General features: G+C 61.6%; 17 protein-coding genes. 12 read left to right on the forward strand and 5 right to left on the reverse strand.

Going from position 1 to position 15,460, the window contains the following annotated elements:
- Position 1: 1 nt before the first annotated feature.
- Both GM79_RS26470 and GM79_RS06980 read left to right on the forward strand, forming a co-directional pair.
- Positions 2-121: a transposase gene (locus tag GM79_RS26470; protein ID WP_410471173.1), complete on the forward strand. Its 120-nt coding sequence runs from the start codon at positions 2-4 to the stop codon at positions 119-121.
- Between the two features lie 35 nt (positions 122-156).
- Complete coding sequence (locus tag GM79_RS06980; RefSeq protein ID WP_035561334.1) at positions 157-600, forward strand: response regulator; 444 nt, start codon at positions 157-159, stop codon at positions 598-600.
- 30 nt (positions 601-630) lie between these two features.
- On the opposite strand, the gene GM79_RS06985 is transcribed toward GM79_RS06980, so the two are convergent.
- Together GM79_RS06985 and GM79_RS06990 are read right to left on the reverse strand one after the other, a co-directional pair.
- A complete protein-coding gene (locus tag GM79_RS06985) occupies positions 631-1,212 on the reverse strand; it encodes a ribonuclease HII (protein WP_035561338.1) in 582 nt (193 codons plus the stop codon).
- A 108-nt stretch (positions 1,213-1,320) separates the two neighbouring features.
- Positions 1,321-1,581, reverse strand: a complete 261-nt coding sequence (locus GM79_RS06990; protein ID WP_035561341.1) for a hypothetical protein — start codon at positions 1,579-1,581, stop codon at positions 1,321-1,323.
- A gap of 470 nt (positions 1,582-2,051) precedes the next feature.
- On the opposite strand from GM79_RS06990, the gene GM79_RS06995 reads away from it, so the two are divergent.
- The 9 genes from GM79_RS06995 (at position 2,052) to GM79_RS07035 (ending at position 11,414) form a co-directional block, all read left to right on the forward strand.
- The gene (locus GM79_RS06995; protein WP_035561343.1) at positions 2,052-2,642 is read left to right on the forward strand and encodes an NUDIX domain-containing protein; all 591 of its coding nucleotides are present in this window, start codon (positions 2,052-2,054) and stop codon (positions 2,640-2,642) included.
- Between the two features lie 91 nt (positions 2,643-2,733).
- On the forward strand, positions 2,734-3,549 hold the full coding sequence (locus tag GM79_RS07000; RefSeq protein WP_051718611.1) for a lysophospholipid acyltransferase family protein: 816 nt from the start codon (positions 2,734-2,736) through the stop codon (positions 3,547-3,549).
- A 27-nt stretch (positions 3,550-3,576) separates the two neighbouring features.
- Positions 3,577-3,864, forward strand: coding sequence for an Asp-tRNA(Asn)/Glu-tRNA(Gln) amidotransferase subunit GatC (gatC, locus tag GM79_RS07005; protein WP_035561346.1), 288 nt, complete (start codon positions 3,577-3,579; stop codon positions 3,862-3,864).
- Between the two features lie 32 nt (positions 3,865-3,896).
- On the forward strand, positions 3,897-6,644 hold the full coding sequence (locus GM79_RS07010; protein ID WP_161787136.1) for a hypothetical protein: 2,748 nt from the start codon (positions 3,897-3,899) through the stop codon (positions 6,642-6,644).
- Between the two features lie 12 nt (positions 6,645-6,656).
- On the forward strand, positions 6,657-7,376 hold the full coding sequence (locus tag GM79_RS07015; protein WP_035561352.1) for an ABC transporter ATP-binding protein: 720 nt from the start codon (positions 6,657-6,659) through the stop codon (positions 7,374-7,376).
- A 64-nt stretch (positions 7,377-7,440) separates the two neighbouring features.
- A complete protein-coding gene (locus GM79_RS07020; protein WP_035561355.1) occupies positions 7,441-7,989 on the forward strand; it encodes a cob(I)yrinic acid a,c-diamide adenosyltransferase in 549 nt (182 codons plus the stop codon).
- Between the two features lie 165 nt (positions 7,990-8,154).
- Positions 8,155-9,219, forward strand: coding sequence for a branched-chain amino acid aminotransferase (locus GM79_RS07025; protein WP_051718612.1), 1,065 nt, complete (start codon positions 8,155-8,157; stop codon positions 9,217-9,219).
- A 176-nt stretch (positions 9,220-9,395) separates the two neighbouring features.
- Positions 9,396-10,499 (forward strand): glycine cleavage system aminomethyltransferase GcvT, encoded by a 1,104-nt coding sequence (gene gcvT / locus GM79_RS07030; protein WP_081867604.1) that lies wholly within the window; start codon positions 9,396-9,398, stop codon positions 10,497-10,499.
- Positions 10,500-10,688: 189 nt separating this feature from the next.
- Positions 10,689-11,414, forward strand: coding sequence for a 2-phosphosulfolactate phosphatase (locus tag GM79_RS07035; protein WP_035561358.1), 726 nt, complete (start codon positions 10,689-10,691; stop codon positions 11,412-11,414).
- A gap of 25 nt (positions 11,415-11,439) precedes the next feature.
- On the opposite strand, the gene GM79_RS07040 is transcribed toward GM79_RS07035, so the two are convergent.
- Positions 11,440-11,766: a nucleotide pyrophosphohydrolase gene (locus GM79_RS07040; RefSeq protein WP_035561361.1), complete on the reverse strand. Its 327-nt coding sequence runs from the start codon at positions 11,764-11,766 to the stop codon at positions 11,440-11,442.
- A gap of 11 nt (positions 11,767-11,777) precedes the next feature.
- Positions 11,778-12,227, reverse strand: coding sequence for a D-aminoacyl-tRNA deacylase (gene dtd / locus GM79_RS07045; RefSeq protein ID WP_035561364.1), 450 nt, complete (start codon positions 12,225-12,227; stop codon positions 11,778-11,780).
- A 140-nt stretch (positions 12,228-12,367) separates the two neighbouring features.
- Between dtd and GM79_RS07050 the strand changes: the two genes are divergently transcribed.
- On the forward strand, positions 12,368-13,891 hold the full coding sequence (locus GM79_RS07050) for a hypothetical protein (protein ID WP_152559883.1): 1,524 nt from the start codon (positions 12,368-12,370) through the stop codon (positions 13,889-13,891).
- Positions 13,892-13,978: 87 nt separating this feature from the next.
- On the opposite strand, the gene GM79_RS07055 is transcribed toward GM79_RS07050, so the two are convergent.
- Positions 13,979-15,385, reverse strand: coding sequence for a hypothetical protein (locus GM79_RS07055; RefSeq protein ID WP_035561369.1), 1,407 nt, complete (start codon positions 15,383-15,385; stop codon positions 13,979-13,981).
- Between the last annotated feature and the right edge of the window lie 75 nt (positions 15,386-15,460).

The raw sequence follows: 15,460 nt of genomic DNA on the forward strand, positions 1-15,460 counted from the left end.
AATCGAACGCTTTTTCGGACGCATGAAGCAGTATCGCCGCTTGGCCACCCGCTACGAGAAGACCATCGTTTCCTTCCTCGCGTTCTGGCATATCGGAGCAGCACTTGATTGGCTTAGATGAATAACTCATTTCTTAATGTCCTCACGCCCTAGCTTATGTCACCCGACCACCCCACGCCCAGTATTTTGCTCGTGGAAGACGACCAGATGGACGTCATGAACGTGCAGCGCGAGTTGCGCCGCCAGAACATTGATGTGCCGCTAGTACACGCCCGAAACGGCCGTGACGCACTCAAAATGCTTCGTGGTGAAGGCGGCGAGCCGAAAATGGCCAAGCCCAGCCTGGTCATGCTCGACATCAACATGCCCCGCATGAACGGCTTGGAGTTGCTGGAAGCGCTTCGGGCTGACGCCGAGTTTGCCGACCTCAATGTCTTCATTATGACGACTTCCGACCTCGAATCGGACCGGTTGAAGGCTAAGAAGCTGTCTGTGAGTGGTTATATCATTAAGCCGCTGAGCTTTGATACTTTCGGTGAGGGCGGCACGAGCGTCGATGGGTTCAGCTTGTTTCTGGATTTGCTGCGGCTGAAGCAATAAGCCCCGCCCGGTTTTCCAGGTCAGCAGTTTCTAGAGTAGCCGGAACCCTGGCCGGTGGTGCGGCGTGGGGCCGTGCTCCCGAATTGCCGCGCGATGGCTGATGGTCGGGTAACCCGCATTTTGCGCCCAGCCGTAGGCCGGATAGTCGGCCGCCAGGGCCTGCATATGCTCATCGCGAAACGTTTTGGCGAGGATGGAGGCGGCGGCAATACTGCGGTACAGGCCGTCGCCGCCAATGATGCAGCTATGGGCAAAACCGACCAGTGGCTGAAACCGGTTGCCATCGACCAGCAAGTGCGTGGGAACAACAGCGAGCGCGGCTACTGCCCGGTGCATGGCCAGGTAGCTGGCTTGCGCGATGTTGATGCGGCCGATTTCCTCCACGGAAGCCGTGCCAACGGCCCAGGCGGTGGCTTCCGCGCAAATAATGGGACGTAGGGCTTCGCGCCGTTTGGCGGTGAGCTGCTTGGAATCGTTGAGAAAGCGTGGGTTAAAATTGGGTGGCAGAATCACTGCCGCTGCGAACACGGGGCCGGCCAGGCAGCCGCGCCCGGCTTCGTCGAGGCCGGCTTCGAGCAGCTGGCCGGTGTAGGAAGGTAGGAGGAGGGACATGGGACCGCAAAAATAACAGCTTTACGCCCCAAAATCAGGCAAAAGACAACGCCCGTGCGCCCGCAGTATTGGCGGATGCACGGGCGTTGCAGGATGGGGATTTGGAGGCTAGTTGTGGTCGCCGGCATTGCTGCCGATGATGCCGGGCTCTTCCTCGCCACGGGTGAAGCCCTGACTGTCGCGCGGAGCAATGGCCGCGTCAATATTTTCCTCTTCTTCGCTGGTTACGTACACGTTAGTGGTGGGGCCGAGGCCGCCGTTCTTTTTGGCGAGCTCCGCTTCGGCTTGGGCGTGGTGCAAATTGAAGAGCGGGTCGCCGGTTTTAATGTCTGTCTTATCGGCGTCGGTTTTTTTGGGAGTATTGGCCATTGGAGTAGTAAGAGAGGACCGGAAAGTGGACGGTCGGCTTCCTTAATGGATACGATGACCGGGTGGCCGGGGTTGGGTGCTGCGTTGCCAGAAAGAGGGCGCATCAGGCCGGACAAGCTTCGTGAAGCAACGCTGCGCAATTATCTGATGCACAAAAAAAGGCCGCCACACGAATGCGACGGCCTTAAAGTGGCGGGTCTGGCTTGAAGGTGTCTACCCCACCTTTTCAGCCAGAACGCCGCCGCACGAGAGGTCCTTCCTTTCCACATTTCCAGCCCGTGCGGGGGTACTTATGATTCAAAGGTACACAATTGGCCGGGGCACACGCAATGATTTTCAGACCAAATGACATCTTTGGCCGACTAACGGCTGTATCCGCACGGCGGATGGAGCACTTTAGCAAGCCAACCCACCCGCCCGGTTGCCGGACAAAACGTAATTTTGACCGTTCTTCGACTTACATTTCCCCCATGCCCCTTGTCGCCGCCGCGCCCGATTTTGACGAAACCCACAACCCCTGGCAAACCCTGGGCACGGAGGTGAAATACCAGAACCCCTGGATTTCGGTGCGCGAAGACCAGGTGCGGAACCCCGGTGGTGGCCAGGGCATCTACGGCGTGGTGAGCATGAAGAACAAGGCGTTGGGTATTGTTCCCATTGATGCTGAGGGCAATACCTGGCTGGTGGGCCAATACCGCTACCCGCTGAACGAGTATTCCTGGGAAATTCCCATGGGCGGGGGGCTGGTGGAGCGCGACATACTGGAATCGGCCCAGCGCGAGCTGAAGGAGGAAACGGGACTCACGGCGGCCCGCTGGACGCGCATTGCCCGGCTGCACACCTCCAACTCCGTCACCGACGAAGAAGGCTTTGTGTACCTGGCCGAAGACCTGACCCAGGGCGACCTGGAGCCCGAAGAAACCGAGGACCTGCGCCTCTGGAAGCTGCCCCTGGCCGAAGCCATTAGCATGGTAATGGCCGACCGCATCACCGATAGCATCAGCGTGGCGGGCCTGCTGAAGGCGGAAAAGGTACTTGCCGGGCGCGAGCGGAAGCTTTAAAACGTGAGGCGAAGCCGCACGAAAGCGCTGTCTTCGCCCGATTATCGCCGCTCCGCAGCCGCTCCTGTCTTCGTGCCTTAACTTTGCCGGTATGCGCCACCTGCTTCGTTACATCGGCCAGCGCCTCTACACTACTTGGGCCGTTTTCTGGTTCATTGTGCCGTTTGTGCTCATCTTTCCGTTGCAGTGGTTCTTTAGCCGGCGGCCGGACGGTGGGGCCGTGGTGCATGCCTTGAATCGGTTCTGGTCGTGGTTTTCGATTACGATGTGGGCCATTCCGGTGGAAGTGGTGCGCGAAAGTGCCGGGCCCAACCCGCGACCGTGCGTGTACGTGGCCAACCACGGCTCCTATGTCGATATCATGATGTTGTTCAAATACATTCCAGGCTTTCTGAACATGATGGGCAAGTCCTCGCTGGCGCAGGTGCCGGTGTGGGGGCCGCTTTTTGGGCGGGTCTACATCACCGTGGACCGCGGCAGTGCCGTAAGCCGGGGCCGCGCCGTGGTAGCGGCCCGCCGCACCCTGGCCGAGGGCAAAAGCATCGCCATTTTTGCCGAGGGCCGCATTTCTGCCACGCCGGGCAAAGAGCTGCTGCCGCTGCTGGACGGAGCCTTTCTGCTGGCCTTGGAAGCGGGGGTGCCGCTGGTGCTGGTGGGCATGCCCCTGAACCATATGTTTATGCCCGACGTCCCGCACGATTTGCGGGTGCGGCATCATCGGCTCAAAATCGTTTTTCATCCACCTATTCCTACCACTGGCCTCACACTGGCCGATATTCCGGCGCTGAAAGCGCAGGTTGCCGCCCAGCTAACGGCCGATTTTCTGCCCGAGGGCGCCCATAAGCCGGGCCCCAGTACGTGGCGCGCTCCGGACCATACTACCCGGTCGCAGCCCATCAATTCCTGATTTAACCACTATACTTTCGTAATTCTCTTGAGCACCGACCTGAATACCCTGCGGGGCCTGGCCCATCTGGCCCGCCTCGAACTTGATGCCACCCGCGAGCAGCAAATGCTCGGCGACCTCAATAACATCCTCGATTTCGTGGCCCAGCTCGACGGCCTCGACACGACGGGAGTGGAGCCGCTGGTGCACCTTTCGCAAGAGGTGAACGTGCTGCGTGACGACGTGGCGCGCAACACCGTGAGCCATCAGGACGGCCTGCGCAACGCGCCGCGCAAGGACTCGGATTATTTCCGGGTGCCTAAAGTGCTGGAATAGGGGTGGCGCAACCAATCTTCAAACGGTTTGGGTTGCCCGGCTGGCTGGCCATCCTCGCCGCGCTGGCCGTCGGACTGGCCGGGTTTTACTACTTCACGGGCCACGCCGCCACGCTGCCGGTGCAGCTGGTGCCGCACTTGCAACCCGTGCCCGTGGTGCTGGAGCAGGTGGTGCTGGGCGCCGTGCGCCTGCCGGTGCAGGCCAGCGGCTTTGTGGTGAGCCTGACGCACGACGTGGCCGGGCCGTTCACGCAGCCGGTGGCGGCGGGGCTGTTCCTGCTGCTGCTGGCCTTTGCGCTGGCGGGCTGGCTGGCCGTGGTGAGTACGTTGGGCCGAGGGGCATTTGTGGCGGGCATGGCCCTGGTTATCTTCCTGCTAATGTCGCTGAACCTGGACGTGGCAGGCGTATTTGAGCCCGGCCAGCGCTATTTCCTGTACCTGACGCTGGGCCTGCTGGTGGGCGGCGCCTGTGGGTTTCACGCCTTTGCCGAGGGCCTCAGACTGGTGTGGCGCTGGCTGATTTTCGCCGTGCTGATTCTAGGGTTAAGCATTTTGCTTTACCTGAAAAGTGACTTGTCACCGGCCGAAACCACTTTGCAGCTGGCGGCTTACGCCACTACTGGCGGGGCGGTCATGGTGGCCTTGGTAGTGCTTTGGGTGGGGTTTGAGAATGTCCGGGCCTTGCTCTGGTTCAATACCCAGGCCGAGCAGCCGGGCAGCCGGTTTGGGCTGGTGCCCTTCGTGGTGGCCAGCAGCCTGTATTTGGGCGTCCTGCTATGGCTGGTGTGGAACAACGGCCAGCTGGAGCTATTTCCGGGCGTGCAGCTCGACCCGCTGGTGCTGTTACTGCCGGCCCTGCTGGCGGGCGGCCTGGGCCTGCGCCTACGGGCGCTCTCCTACGGCGAATGGGTGCCTTACACGCGGGCGGCGCAACTCTATGCGCTGCTGATTTTGCCGGCGGCGGGGGCGTTGGGCTACGCCTTTGCCACGGCCAACACGCCCTTGCTGCAGGCCGCCCGCGACTTCACTTCGTTGGCGCTGCTGTTCCTGGGCGGGGCGTTTCTGGCGTATGTGCTCATGAACTTCGCCCCCCTGATTCGGCGGCGGCTGCGGGTATACCGGGTGGTGTTTGAGCCGCGCCGCCTGCCGTTTTACACGGTGTATATTCTGGCGGTGGGCGGGCTGATTATGGTGCAGGTGCGCAACAACCGGCCGCTGCCCGACCAGGTAGCGGCCGGCGAGTACAACAACCTCGGCGACCTTACCCGCCAGCAGAGCGAGGCCCAGCCCAACGACGTAGGACTGGGCCTGCTGGCCGAGCGCTACTACGCCGAAGCCGGCGACGTGCTCTACCGCGGCGACCTGCACGCGCAAATGGGCCGGGCCGCGCTCTACCGCTTCCGCCAGCAGCGTCAAAACGAAATCAACGCCCTGCGCCGCGCCCTGGTGCGCGAGCCCGGCGAAAAGGTCTTCCTGCGTTTAGCCACCCACTTCACCGAGCCGACGGATTTGTTTGAGGGCCTGGAAGTGCTGCGGCTCGGCCTGGCAGCGCAGCCCCGCAGTGCCGCCCTGGCCGGCGACCTGGCGCAACTTTTCACCCAGACCTCCCTTACCGATTCGGTCGCTTTTTACCTGGACAAAGCCGAGCAGCTGGCACCCGGCAGCTACCCCAGCCAAACCAACCAGCTGGGCTTTCTGCTAAATCAGAATTTGCTGGAGGAAGCTCAGAAGCTGAGCAAGGAGTGGAAGCTGGAAGCCGGCCAGCCGGCTCTGGCCAGCAATTACCTGCTGTTGCAGCTGCTGAGTGCCCAGCCGGCCCCCGCCCTTGCCGTACCCGCCGCTGCTGCCATGGAATTGGATGCGGCCAGTTTTGCCCGGCTATACCACGAGGTGCTGCTGGGCGTGGCGCGGCGCAAGGACCAGCTTACCCCGGCGCTGCTCCGGCGCCTCTCGCAGCTGGCTAACCACCCCGCCAACGAGGCTTTCTACGAGCAGCTGCTGTTTTTGCAGGCGCTGGCCCGCCATGGGCGCGGGGAGGAGCAAACTGCCCGGCAGCTGCTGGCCCCGCTGGCGGCCGGCACCAACGCCAGCGCTGCGTATTACCAGCAGCTGCTGGGGTTGTGGCAGCTGCAGCAAGGCCAGTTTGCGCGCGCCGCCGACCAGCTTGCTTACGCCGCACAACACGGTGCTACCAGTGCGCTCGAAACCCGGGTGCTGGCGCTGGCCTGGAGCGGGCAGGCCGATTCGGCCCGGGCAGCAGCCACGCGGCTGGTGGCTTCGCCAGATTCGGCCCGGCGGCAGGCGGGCCTACAGGTGCAAGAGCTGCTGACCAGCATCCGCCTGACCCCGGCTGAAAATACTTCGGCGCGCATTGGTACTAATTGGCTGGCTCGGGCCCGGCAGGCCGAGCAACAAAACAAAACCGCCGAAGCCGCCCGCAATTACCGCCGCATCGTGCGCGAAGCACCATTTAATGAAGCGGCAATGCTGGCGGCGGCCCGTTTCTACACCCGCCAGCCGAACCCGGTGGCTGCCTACGAGGCTTTGCGCGCCGGGCTCGACGAAAACCCCCGCTCGCTGCCGCTGTTGAGAGGCTACGTGCTGGCTGCCGCCGATGCCGGGCTTACGGACTACGCCGCCGATGCGCTGGTTGAGCTGCGGCAGCAGCTTTCCCCGGCTGCTTATGCTACTTTAGCAGCCGAATACAATGCCCGCCAGGCAGCCCGTGCGGCCGCGGCGGCGTCCTTCTCCGGCGTCCCTTTCACCTCTCCTCTGCAATAAAACCCCAGTGCCATGAACTCAAACGTTATTGAAACCACGGACATCGCCAAAAATTACGTGATGGGCGCGGAAGTAATTCACGCCCTGCGCTCGGTCAGCATCCAGATTCCGCGCGGCGAGTACGTGGCGTTCATGGGCCCGTCGGGTTCGGGCAAATCCACGCTGATGAACATTGTGGGCTGCCTCGATACGCCTTCCAAGGGGCAGTATATTTTGAACGGGCAGGACGTGAGCCGCATGAGCGACAACCAGCTGGCCGAGGTGCGGAACAAGGAAATCGGCTTCGTTTTCCAGAGCTTTAACCTGCTGCCCCGCGCCAGCGCCCTCGATAATGTGGCCCTGCCGCTCATTTACGCGGGCCTGAGCAAGGGCGACCGCACCGAGCGGGCCATGGAGTCGCTGCGGTCGGTGGGCCTGGCCGACCGGGCTTTTCACCGTCCCAACGAGCTTAGCGGGGGCCAGCGCCAGCGCGTGGCCATTGCCCGTGCCCTCGTCAACAACCCCAGCGTGCTGCTGGCCGACGAACCCACCGGCGCCCTAGACTCGAAAACCAGTCACGAAATCATGGACCTTTTTGAGGCGCTCTACTCCAAAGGCAACACCATTATTATGGTAACGCACGAAGAAGACATCGCGCGCTACGCCCACCGAATTGTGCGCCTGCGCGACGGCTTGGTAGAATCGGACGAGGAAAACAAAGAGATTACCACGCACGCCCTCGCCAGTCACTAACCCGCCCCTAACTCCCCGGCCTCACCAGCTGGGGAGTTTTTCGTTCAAATGTTGTTCTGCTGCTATGAAAATATACACTAAAACCGGCGACAAAGGCCTCACTTCCCTCATTGGCGGCACCCGCGTGCCCAAGAGCAGCCTGCGAATCGACTGTTACGGCACGGTGGATGAGCTGAATTCGCACATCGGCCTCGTGCGCGACCAGGATGTGAACGCTGCCCGCCGCCCGCTACTTAAGGAAATCCAGGACCGGCTTTTCACGATGGGCTCGGCCCTGGCCGCCGACCCGGAGAAGTCGAAGATGAAGCTGCCCGACCTCCACGAAGCCGACGTGACGCTGCTGGAGGACGAAATGGACCGCATGAACGCCGAGCTGCCGGAGCTGCGGGCCTTCATTCTGCCGGGCGGGCACCCCGCCGTGAGCCACGCCCACGTGGCCCGCTGCGTGTGCCGCCGCGCCGAGCGCATGGTCATTCACCTGGGCGAGGAATCGTTCGTGGCCGAGCTGGTAGTGGTGTACCTGAACCGGTTATCGGACTACCTGTTCGTGCTCAGCCGCTACATGGCCCACGAGCTGGGCGTGGAAGAAGTGACCTGGAAGGCACGACTTTAAGCCCTGTTCGGTTATTGATTCTGCCGGAGCTCAAAACCTCCGTTCTGTTCCTTGAGGCAGTTTTAGTGCCTTTGTTTTTTCTGCGGCTGCGCAAGCGCCGCCTTTTTACCTCCATCCTGCGTACCTCCAAAATCCCACCCACCCGCATCACAAAATTCTCCTAGTATGATTGATATTCTTCCCATCAACACGCAAAAAACGGACACTTCGCGGCTCGAATCTGTCGATTTCGACCACATTGAGTTCGGCAAGGTGTTTTCCGACCACATGTTTGCCGTTGATTTTGTGGACGGCGAGTGGCAGGAGCCGCACATTGTGCCGTACGGTGACATTGTGGTGAGTCCGGCCAATTCGGCCCTGCACTACGGCCAGGCCATTTTTGAGGGCATGAAAGCCTACCACCAGGCCGATGGCGGCGTGGCGCTGTTCCGGCCGCTCGACAACTGGGCGCGCCTCAACGTCTCGGCCCAGCGCATGTGCATGCCTGAAATACCGGAAGACCTGTTCATGCAGGGCCTCAAAGAGCTGATTCGGCTCGATGCGCAGTGGGTGCCGGCCAAGCCGGGCAGCTCGCTCTACATCCGGCCGTTTATGTTTGCTACCGACGGCTTTATTGGCGTCCGGCCGTCGTTCAGCTACCGCTTCATAATTTTTACCTGCCCGGTTAATAAGTACTATACCAAGCCGTTGCGCGTGCGCTTCGAGCAGACGTACGTACGCTCGGCCGAGGGCGGCGCGGGCTATGCCAAAGCGGCCGGCAACTACGGCGGCGCCATGTATCCCAGCAAGCTGGCCCAGGACCAGGGCTACCACAACCTCATCTGGACCGATGCCTCGGAGCACCGCTACGTGGAGGAATCGGGCACGATGAACATCGTTTTCGTGCTGGATGGCAAGGTTGTGACCCCGGCCCTGAGCACGTCGATTCTGGACGGTATCACGCGCCGCAGCGTACTGGCCCTGGCCCGCGACATGGGGCTGACCGTGGAAGAGCGCAAAGTGAGCAGCGTTGAAATAATGGAGGCCCTGGCCGCCGGCAAGCTCGAAGAAGCCTTTGGCGTGGGCACGGCCGCTACCATCGCCACCATCGCCACCATCGGCTACGAAGGCCAGGATTACGACCTGCCCGTAGCACCCGCCACCGCTTTCTCGCACCGCGTCCGCGCTGCCCTCGATGCCATTCGCGCCGGCGAAGGTGCCGACATCCACGACTGGATGGTGCGCGTGTAGCGAGCTAAGAGTAACTGAGCGGCGGAGTGACTGAGTGACTTAGAAAGGTCCTTAATTCCGCTGAAATTTGGAAAAAGCCGCTTCCGGACGAAGCGGCTTTTCTTTTTTGCCCCACCTTTGCGGCACCAAGTCCATTCCCACTCTTCATTCAGTTACTCCGTCATTCAGCCACCCTTATGTCCGTTTCCCTGAAAACCGTTACCCTTGATGCTACGCACCGCCAGCTGGGCGCTAAAATGGTGCCTTTTGCGGGCTACGACATGCCCGTGCGCTATTCTTCCGACCTGGACGAGCACCACACGGTGCGCCGTGCCGTGGGCATGTTCGACGTGTCGCACATGGGCGAGTTCCGGGTTCGGGGCCCGCAGGCCCTCGACCTGATTCAGCGCGTAACCAGCAACGATGCCAGCAAGCTCGCCGACGGCAAGGCCCAGTACTCCTGCCTGCCAAACAACGACGGCGGCATCGTGGACGACCTGCTGGTGTACAAGCTTGCCGATGAGGACTACCTGCTCGTGGTGAATGCCTCTAACATCGATAAAGACTGGAATTGGATTCAGCAGCACAACACGCAAGGCGCGGAGATGGAAGACATTTCTGACCGGACCAGCCTGTTTGCCGTGCAGGGCCCCAAAGCCATTGCCGCCCTGCAACCCCTAACCGACGTGGACCTGACCAGTATTCCCTATTATTCGTTCGTGCAGGGTACTTTTGCCGGCGCGCCCGACGTCATTATTTCGGCCACGGGCTACACCGGCGCGGGCGGCTTTGAGTTGTACATCCCCAACGAGCACGCGGCGGCGGTATGGGATAAAATCATGACTGCTGGCCAGGCGCATGGCATTAAGCCCATCGGCTTGGGCGCCCGCGACACCCTACGCCTCGAAATGGGTTTTGCCCTCTACGGCAATGACATCGATGACACCACGTCGCCGCTGGAAGCCGGCCTGGGCTGGATTACGAAATTCACCAAGGACTTCACCAACGCCGAAAACCTGAAAAAACAGAAGGAAGCCGGCGTCAACAAAAAGCTGGTGGCCTTTATTATGGACGGCCAGGGCATTCCGCGCGGGCACTACGAACTGGTTGATGCGGACGGGCAGAAAATTGGCGACGTCACCAGCGGTACGCAGTCGCCTTCCCTGAGCAAAGGCATCGGCATGGGCTACGTGAAAACCGAGTTTGCCGCGCCCGGCACCCAGATTTTCGTGCAGATTCGGGGCAAAAACCTGCCCGCTACAATCAATAAATTGCCCCTGACCAAGGGAGCAGAGGTTTAGAACCTATTCGGAAAATGAATCGAACGTCATGCTGAGCCTGTCGAAGCATCTCTACCGCGTAACTAATCCAGTTTAGTGCAGCGGTAAAGATGCTTCGGCAGGCTCAGCATGACGTTCGATTTTAGTTTTTAAACAACTTCATCAGCAAGATGCCAGCTCAGTTTAGCGGCTGGTATTAGTCTTCAAAACGTGCCCAAATTAGATATTTGCTTCTCGCCCGAGCTGCTGCCGCTGCATGACCTGCGCGGCAAAGTGGCTGTCATCGTTGATATTTTGCGGGCTTCCAGCACCATTGTAACGGCGCTGGGGGAGGGCGTGAGCCACGTTTTTCCGGTGGCTTCGCTGGAAGAGTGCGCCGCTCTGGGCCAGCAGCACGGCTGCCTGACGGCGGCCGAGCGTGACGGCCTGCCGGCCGTTGGTTTCGACCTGGGCAACTCTCCGTTTGGCTTTCTGGATGCCGGGCGCGTGGTGCGGGGCCGGGCCCTCTCCATCAGTACCACCAATGGTACGGCGGCTCTGCGCCAGTCGCTGGCTGCCGAGGCGGTGGTAGTGGGGGCTTTCCTCAATCTCGCCGCAGTGGCTGCGTTTGCCCGCGCGCAGGGCCGCGACGTGCTGGTAGTCTGCGCCGGCTGGAAGGGCCAGTTTTGCCTGGAGGACACCGTATTTGGTGGCGCGCTGGCGGAGCAACTATCGGATGATTTTGACGTGCGCGGCTCCGATGCGACGCTGGCCGCGTTGCACCTCTGGCAGCAGGCCAAGCCCGATTTGGCGGGCTACCTGCTGCAATCGGCGCACGTACGCCGCCTCAATTCCCTGGAAGCCAGCCAGGATTTTGAGTTCTGCCTGCGCTTGGACGCTTACGCCGACGTGTTGCCCCGTTGGCAAACCGACCGTTTGGTAGCGGTTAGTGTCTAAACTAACCGTTCACCACTAACCGCTATTATTTCAGCTTGTCGTTGTTGTGATGGCGCTGGCTGTCGCGCTGGGTTTTCTTGGCTAGGTTGCGGGCCAGGGCATCGGTTAGGTCAATGCCGGTTTGGTTGGCCAGGCAGATGACTACGAACAGCACATCGGCCAGCTCATCGCCCAACTCGCGCCCTTTGTCCGACTCCTTGAACGACTGCTCGCCGTACTGCCGGGAGATGAGGCGCGCCACTTCGCCCACTTCCTCGGTGAGAATGGCCAGGTTGGTCAGCTCGTTGAAGTAGCGGACGCCGGTGGTCGTAATCCAGGTGTCAACGGTTTTTTGGGCTTCTTCGATGGTCATGGGAACGTTGGTTAAGCCGGCGGCGTGTCGAGTACAATGGTAACCGGGCCGTCGTTGAGCAGGCTTACTTTCATGTCGGCGCCAAATATGCCGGTGGGTACGGGCTTGCCCAGGTCGGCCGCCACCATTGCCACAAACTGCCGGTACAGTGGCTCGGCCAGGGCCGGAGGTGCCGCGCCGATGTAGCTGGGGCGGTTGCCCTTGCGCGCGTCGGCCAGCAGCGTAAACTGGCTCACTACCAGGATTTCCCCGTTGGTATCCACCACGCTACGGTTCATCTGCCCGTTTTCATCGCCAAAAATGCGCAGCTGCACCAGCTTGCGGCACATCCAGGTAAGGTTGGCGGTGGTATCGGTAGGGGCGAACCCGGCCAGCACCAGCAAGCCCGGCCCAATGCGTCCGGTAATCTGGCCTTCGACGGTGACCTGAGCTTCGCTGACGCGCTGAATAACGAGACGCATGAATGGATGAAAAAGGATTGGGCGCGTTGATTGGCTAATTTCAAAAGGACTGGCCAGCCCAACAAGTCTCAAAAGTAAAGCAGCCAGCCGATGTTGGACGCACCCTTCCGACCTTCGCGGCCTTAACGCTCCCGCCGTCCATGCCGATTTCGCCAGCTCGCCTACCCAGTCATTCCCAACCCGCATTCCGCGGGTGGTGGCTGTTGGGGGCGTTGCTGGCCGTTAGCAGCCTGCGGCTGTGGCGCTTGCCCGAAGCCGGCCCCACTGATTACGACTCGGTGCGCAACTGGCAAGTCGTTCAGGAGTTCGCGCAGGGTAGTTATGCCAATCTGTTTCATCACGGCAGTCCGGGTTTTCTGTTACTATATGTGCCAGTGGCGGCGCTGACGCGTGATTTCGTCATTTTTCAAACCATTAACGCCCTGTTGGGGATAAGTGGGCTGGGCTTCTTCGCCGCCTGGGTCACCCGGCAGGCCCGCCTGACCGGGCCCGAAGCCGCCGCCCTCACGCTGCTGGGCGGCACCTCGCTGCTGCTCACCTTTTCCGGCCGCGACTTCACCATGAGCTCGGCCAGCCTGGTGCTGTTTGCGGGCTTGCTGCGCAGCCATTACGCGCGGCTGCAACGGCCCGGCCCGGCGGCAGTACTGCGCGTGGCTGGCTGGCTGGCGGCCGGGCTGTGTTTCAACTATAAATTCCTGTTCGCGCTGCCCATTATCGGGGTGTTGGAATTGTGGCGGGCCGATGGAATCTGGCGGCAGCGCGGGCTGTGGTGGCGCACCGGGCTGGTGCTTGCCCTCCCGTACCTGGTATTTGGTGCGATGGGTGCATTGGCGGGCTTGCCGTGGTACCGGTGGGCGACCTTCTACCTGCGCACGGTGGTGCCGGCGGCGGCCAACGCTGCCGGCCGGCAGGCCACGCTGCACCTCGACCTGTTGTACTACCCGCGCTACCTGGCCGGATACGAATCGCCTTTGCTGCTGGCCGGGCTGGTGGCGGCTGGCTGGCTGGTGTGGCGTAGCTGGCGCAAGGGCGGGGCGGAGCGGGCGTCCGCCATGCCGCTGCTGCTCTACCTGCTGGTGTGGGCCGGCTGCTTGCTGGCGGGTATGTCACTGCTTATCAAAGCGCCCCGTGGGCTCTTGTTCGCGTTCCTGCCGTTGGCGGCGCTGGCGGTGCTGAGTGGGCGGCGCTTGCTGCCCGGTGCGGCCGTTCTTAGCCTTGCGCTGGCGGCTGTGGCCTTCAACGTATTCCGGATTCACCGGGAGCTGTATGTGCCGCTGCCCACGCAATACCCTCAGGTGGCGGCGTGGCTCCAGCGCCACGGTGCCACCAGAGTAGCCAGCACCGTGGGCGCCGGTATCGCGCCCTACCTGGTGCCCAACCAAACTTTGGTCGTGGTCACCGACGAACGCCAGCTGGCCGGCCTGCGCCAACAAGGCTACCAATACGTGCTGCTGGACGGCTACTGGCGCGTAGCCGGGGTGGCGCGTTTCGATTCGTTGCGGCGCCAACAGCCCGTGGCCGCCTGGCCCGCGCCCCAGCTCCAGCAGCCGCTGCTATTTCTGGAGCACTCGGAGTTCACGGGCCTCAGCTACGAGGAAACCTTGGCTGCCCAACAAACGGCCGCCACCGATTCGCTGCCCCTGCGGCTTTATCGGTTGCGATAGGTTGTTGTTAGTTGCTCGTTATCAGTGGTTAGTAATGAGGTAAGGAATTGGCTAACCACTAACAACGAGCAACTAACAACGAACAATTTACTGGGCCGAAGTGGGCAGGTTGTTCGCATCGATAGTAGGAATGTTGGCCCGGTATGCTTTGTTGAATGCCGAGATAAAAGTATTGGCCAACAATGCGTTGCCGCGGGGCGTGAGGGAGTAGTAGTCCAACGAAAAGAAGTTGCCCCGCACGGGTTCGGCCGTGTAAGTAACGCCGGCCACCGAAATGGAACCGGCCACGGGATTGAACAGCGCAACGTCCAAATCCAGAGTGCTTTGTTTTTTGGCGGGTGTGATAACGGGCAGTTTATACACCTCGCTGGCGAGGCGGTCCAGCTCGTTGTTGTAGCTGCTCACCACCACCGAAACGCGGCTAAGCTCGTCCTTGTCCAGCACATCGGCGTCGCGTAGCGGATTGCGGATGTCGCGGCCGTACGGCAGCACCAGGGTAGTAGTCCCCACCAAAACCTCCGTGAGCTGTCCCACGCGCGGAATCGTAGTGGCCAGCACGTAGTCATCGTCCGTGATGGGCTGGGTGCGGCCCAGGCCAATCGGGTCTTCGATGTAAATCAACGCGTCATCCTTGAATTTGCTTTGCAAGCGGGCCTGCAAGTCCAGCCCTTTGCCCGCACGCAGCAGGGGCAGGTTGGTAAAGGAAGGAAGCCGGGCAATGATGCCGGGCCGCCCACCCGCCGTGAGCTGGTCCAGGATTTTTTTGGCGTTCTGGCGCAGCTGGGTGGTCAGCGTCGAATTGGGGACGGGGCCGCACTGCCCGCCGGCGCGCACATAGGGCATCAGGTCGTCGATGCCGAGAAAGAAGGTGAAGAACGTAGACGTGGCGGTGGCATCCGTGACAGACTTCAGGTACGTCTGGTCGCTGCCGGTGGACAGCAGCCGCTCGAAATAAGGGTTGAACGTGGCGCCCGGCACGGCCAGGTTTTCGTTGCCCAAGCCAGGAAATTCGATTTGGGTCAGGCGCAGGCCGGGCACGCCCAGGTTTTGGGGCAGCGTGCCGGCCGTGGCGCTGCGGGCCAGCAAGCGCACCGTATCGGCGCCGGCACAAGCCGCAGGGTTAATAACGGTGGCGCGAACGGCCTGGCCATCTACCCGGCGGGTGCGAAAAAAGCCATCGGCCGGAAAGTCCACCAGACTGAAATAGCCCGCCCCAGTGCCGGCTTCCAGCAGCGGCTGGCTGAAACTGGCCCCGTTCGAGGCGCCCTGCAATTGCCGCGCTATCAGGTTTGGATACGCGTATTCCTGGCTGGCCCGCGTGAGGCCGCCCGCGCTAAAACCGGACGTGTAGGTGTCGCCCACGGCCAGGTAGCGGCTCACGTCCACGCGGGTGGTGGGCGTGGGCGTGTCCTGGTTGGGAGCGCAGGCATTGAGAAGCAACGCGGCGGCTACAAAACCGGCGCAGTGCCACGGAGCAAGACAAAAATTCTTCATCGAAATAACGAAATACAGACCCTCAACCCGGAGGTAGAAGTAGGTCGGGAACACGGTGAGGACGGCCGGATACTG

The sequence above is a fragment of the Hymenobacter sp. IS2118 genome (assembly GCF_000715495.1).
Classification (GTDB): domain Bacteria; phylum Bacteroidota; class Bacteroidia; order Cytophagales; family Hymenobacteraceae; genus Hymenobacter.

Excerpts from the sequence above, each read along its gene's own strand:
- GM79_RS06980 (WP_035561334.1), top strand. The coding sequence starts at position 157 with ATGTCACCCGACCACCCCACGCCCAGTATTTTGCTCGTGGAAGACGAC.
- GM79_RS06985 (WP_035561338.1), bottom strand. The coding sequence starts at position 1,212 with ATGTCCCTCCTCCTACCTTCCTACACCGGCCAGCTGCTCGAAGCCGGC.
- GM79_RS06990 (WP_035561341.1), bottom strand. The coding sequence starts at position 1,581 with ATGGCCAATACTCCCAAAAAAACCGACGCCGATAAGACAGACATTAAA.
- GM79_RS06995 (WP_035561343.1), top strand. The coding sequence starts at position 2,052 with ATGCCCCTTGTCGCCGCCGCGCCCGATTTTGACGAAACCCACAACCCC.
- GM79_RS07000 (WP_051718611.1), top strand. The coding sequence starts at position 2,734 with ATGCGCCACCTGCTTCGTTACATCGGCCAGCGCCTCTACACTACTTGG.
- GM79_RS07015 (WP_035561352.1), top strand. The coding sequence starts at position 6,657 with ATGAACTCAAACGTTATTGAAACCACGGACATCGCCAAAAATTACGTG.
- GM79_RS07020 (WP_035561355.1), top strand. The coding sequence starts at position 7,441 with ATGAAAATATACACTAAAACCGGCGACAAAGGCCTCACTTCCCTCATT.
- GM79_RS07025 (WP_051718612.1), top strand. The coding sequence starts at position 8,155 with ATGATTGATATTCTTCCCATCAACACGCAAAAAACGGACACTTCGCGG.
- gcvT (WP_081867604.1), top strand. The coding sequence starts at position 9,396 with ATGTCCGTTTCCCTGAAAACCGTTACCCTTGATGCTACGCACCGCCAG.
- GM79_RS07040 (WP_035561361.1), bottom strand. The coding sequence starts at position 11,766 with ATGACCATCGAAGAAGCCCAAAAAACCGTTGACACCTGGATTACGACC.
- dtd (WP_035561364.1), bottom strand. The coding sequence starts at position 12,227 with ATGCGTCTCGTTATTCAGCGCGTCAGCGAAGCTCAGGTCACCGTCGAA.
- GM79_RS07050 (WP_152559883.1), top strand. The coding sequence starts at position 12,368 with ATGCCGATTTCGCCAGCTCGCCTACCCAGTCATTCCCAACCCGCATTC.
- GM79_RS07055 (WP_035561369.1), bottom strand. The coding sequence starts at position 15,385 with ATGAAGAATTTTTGTCTTGCTCCGTGGCACTGCGCCGGTTTTGTAGCC.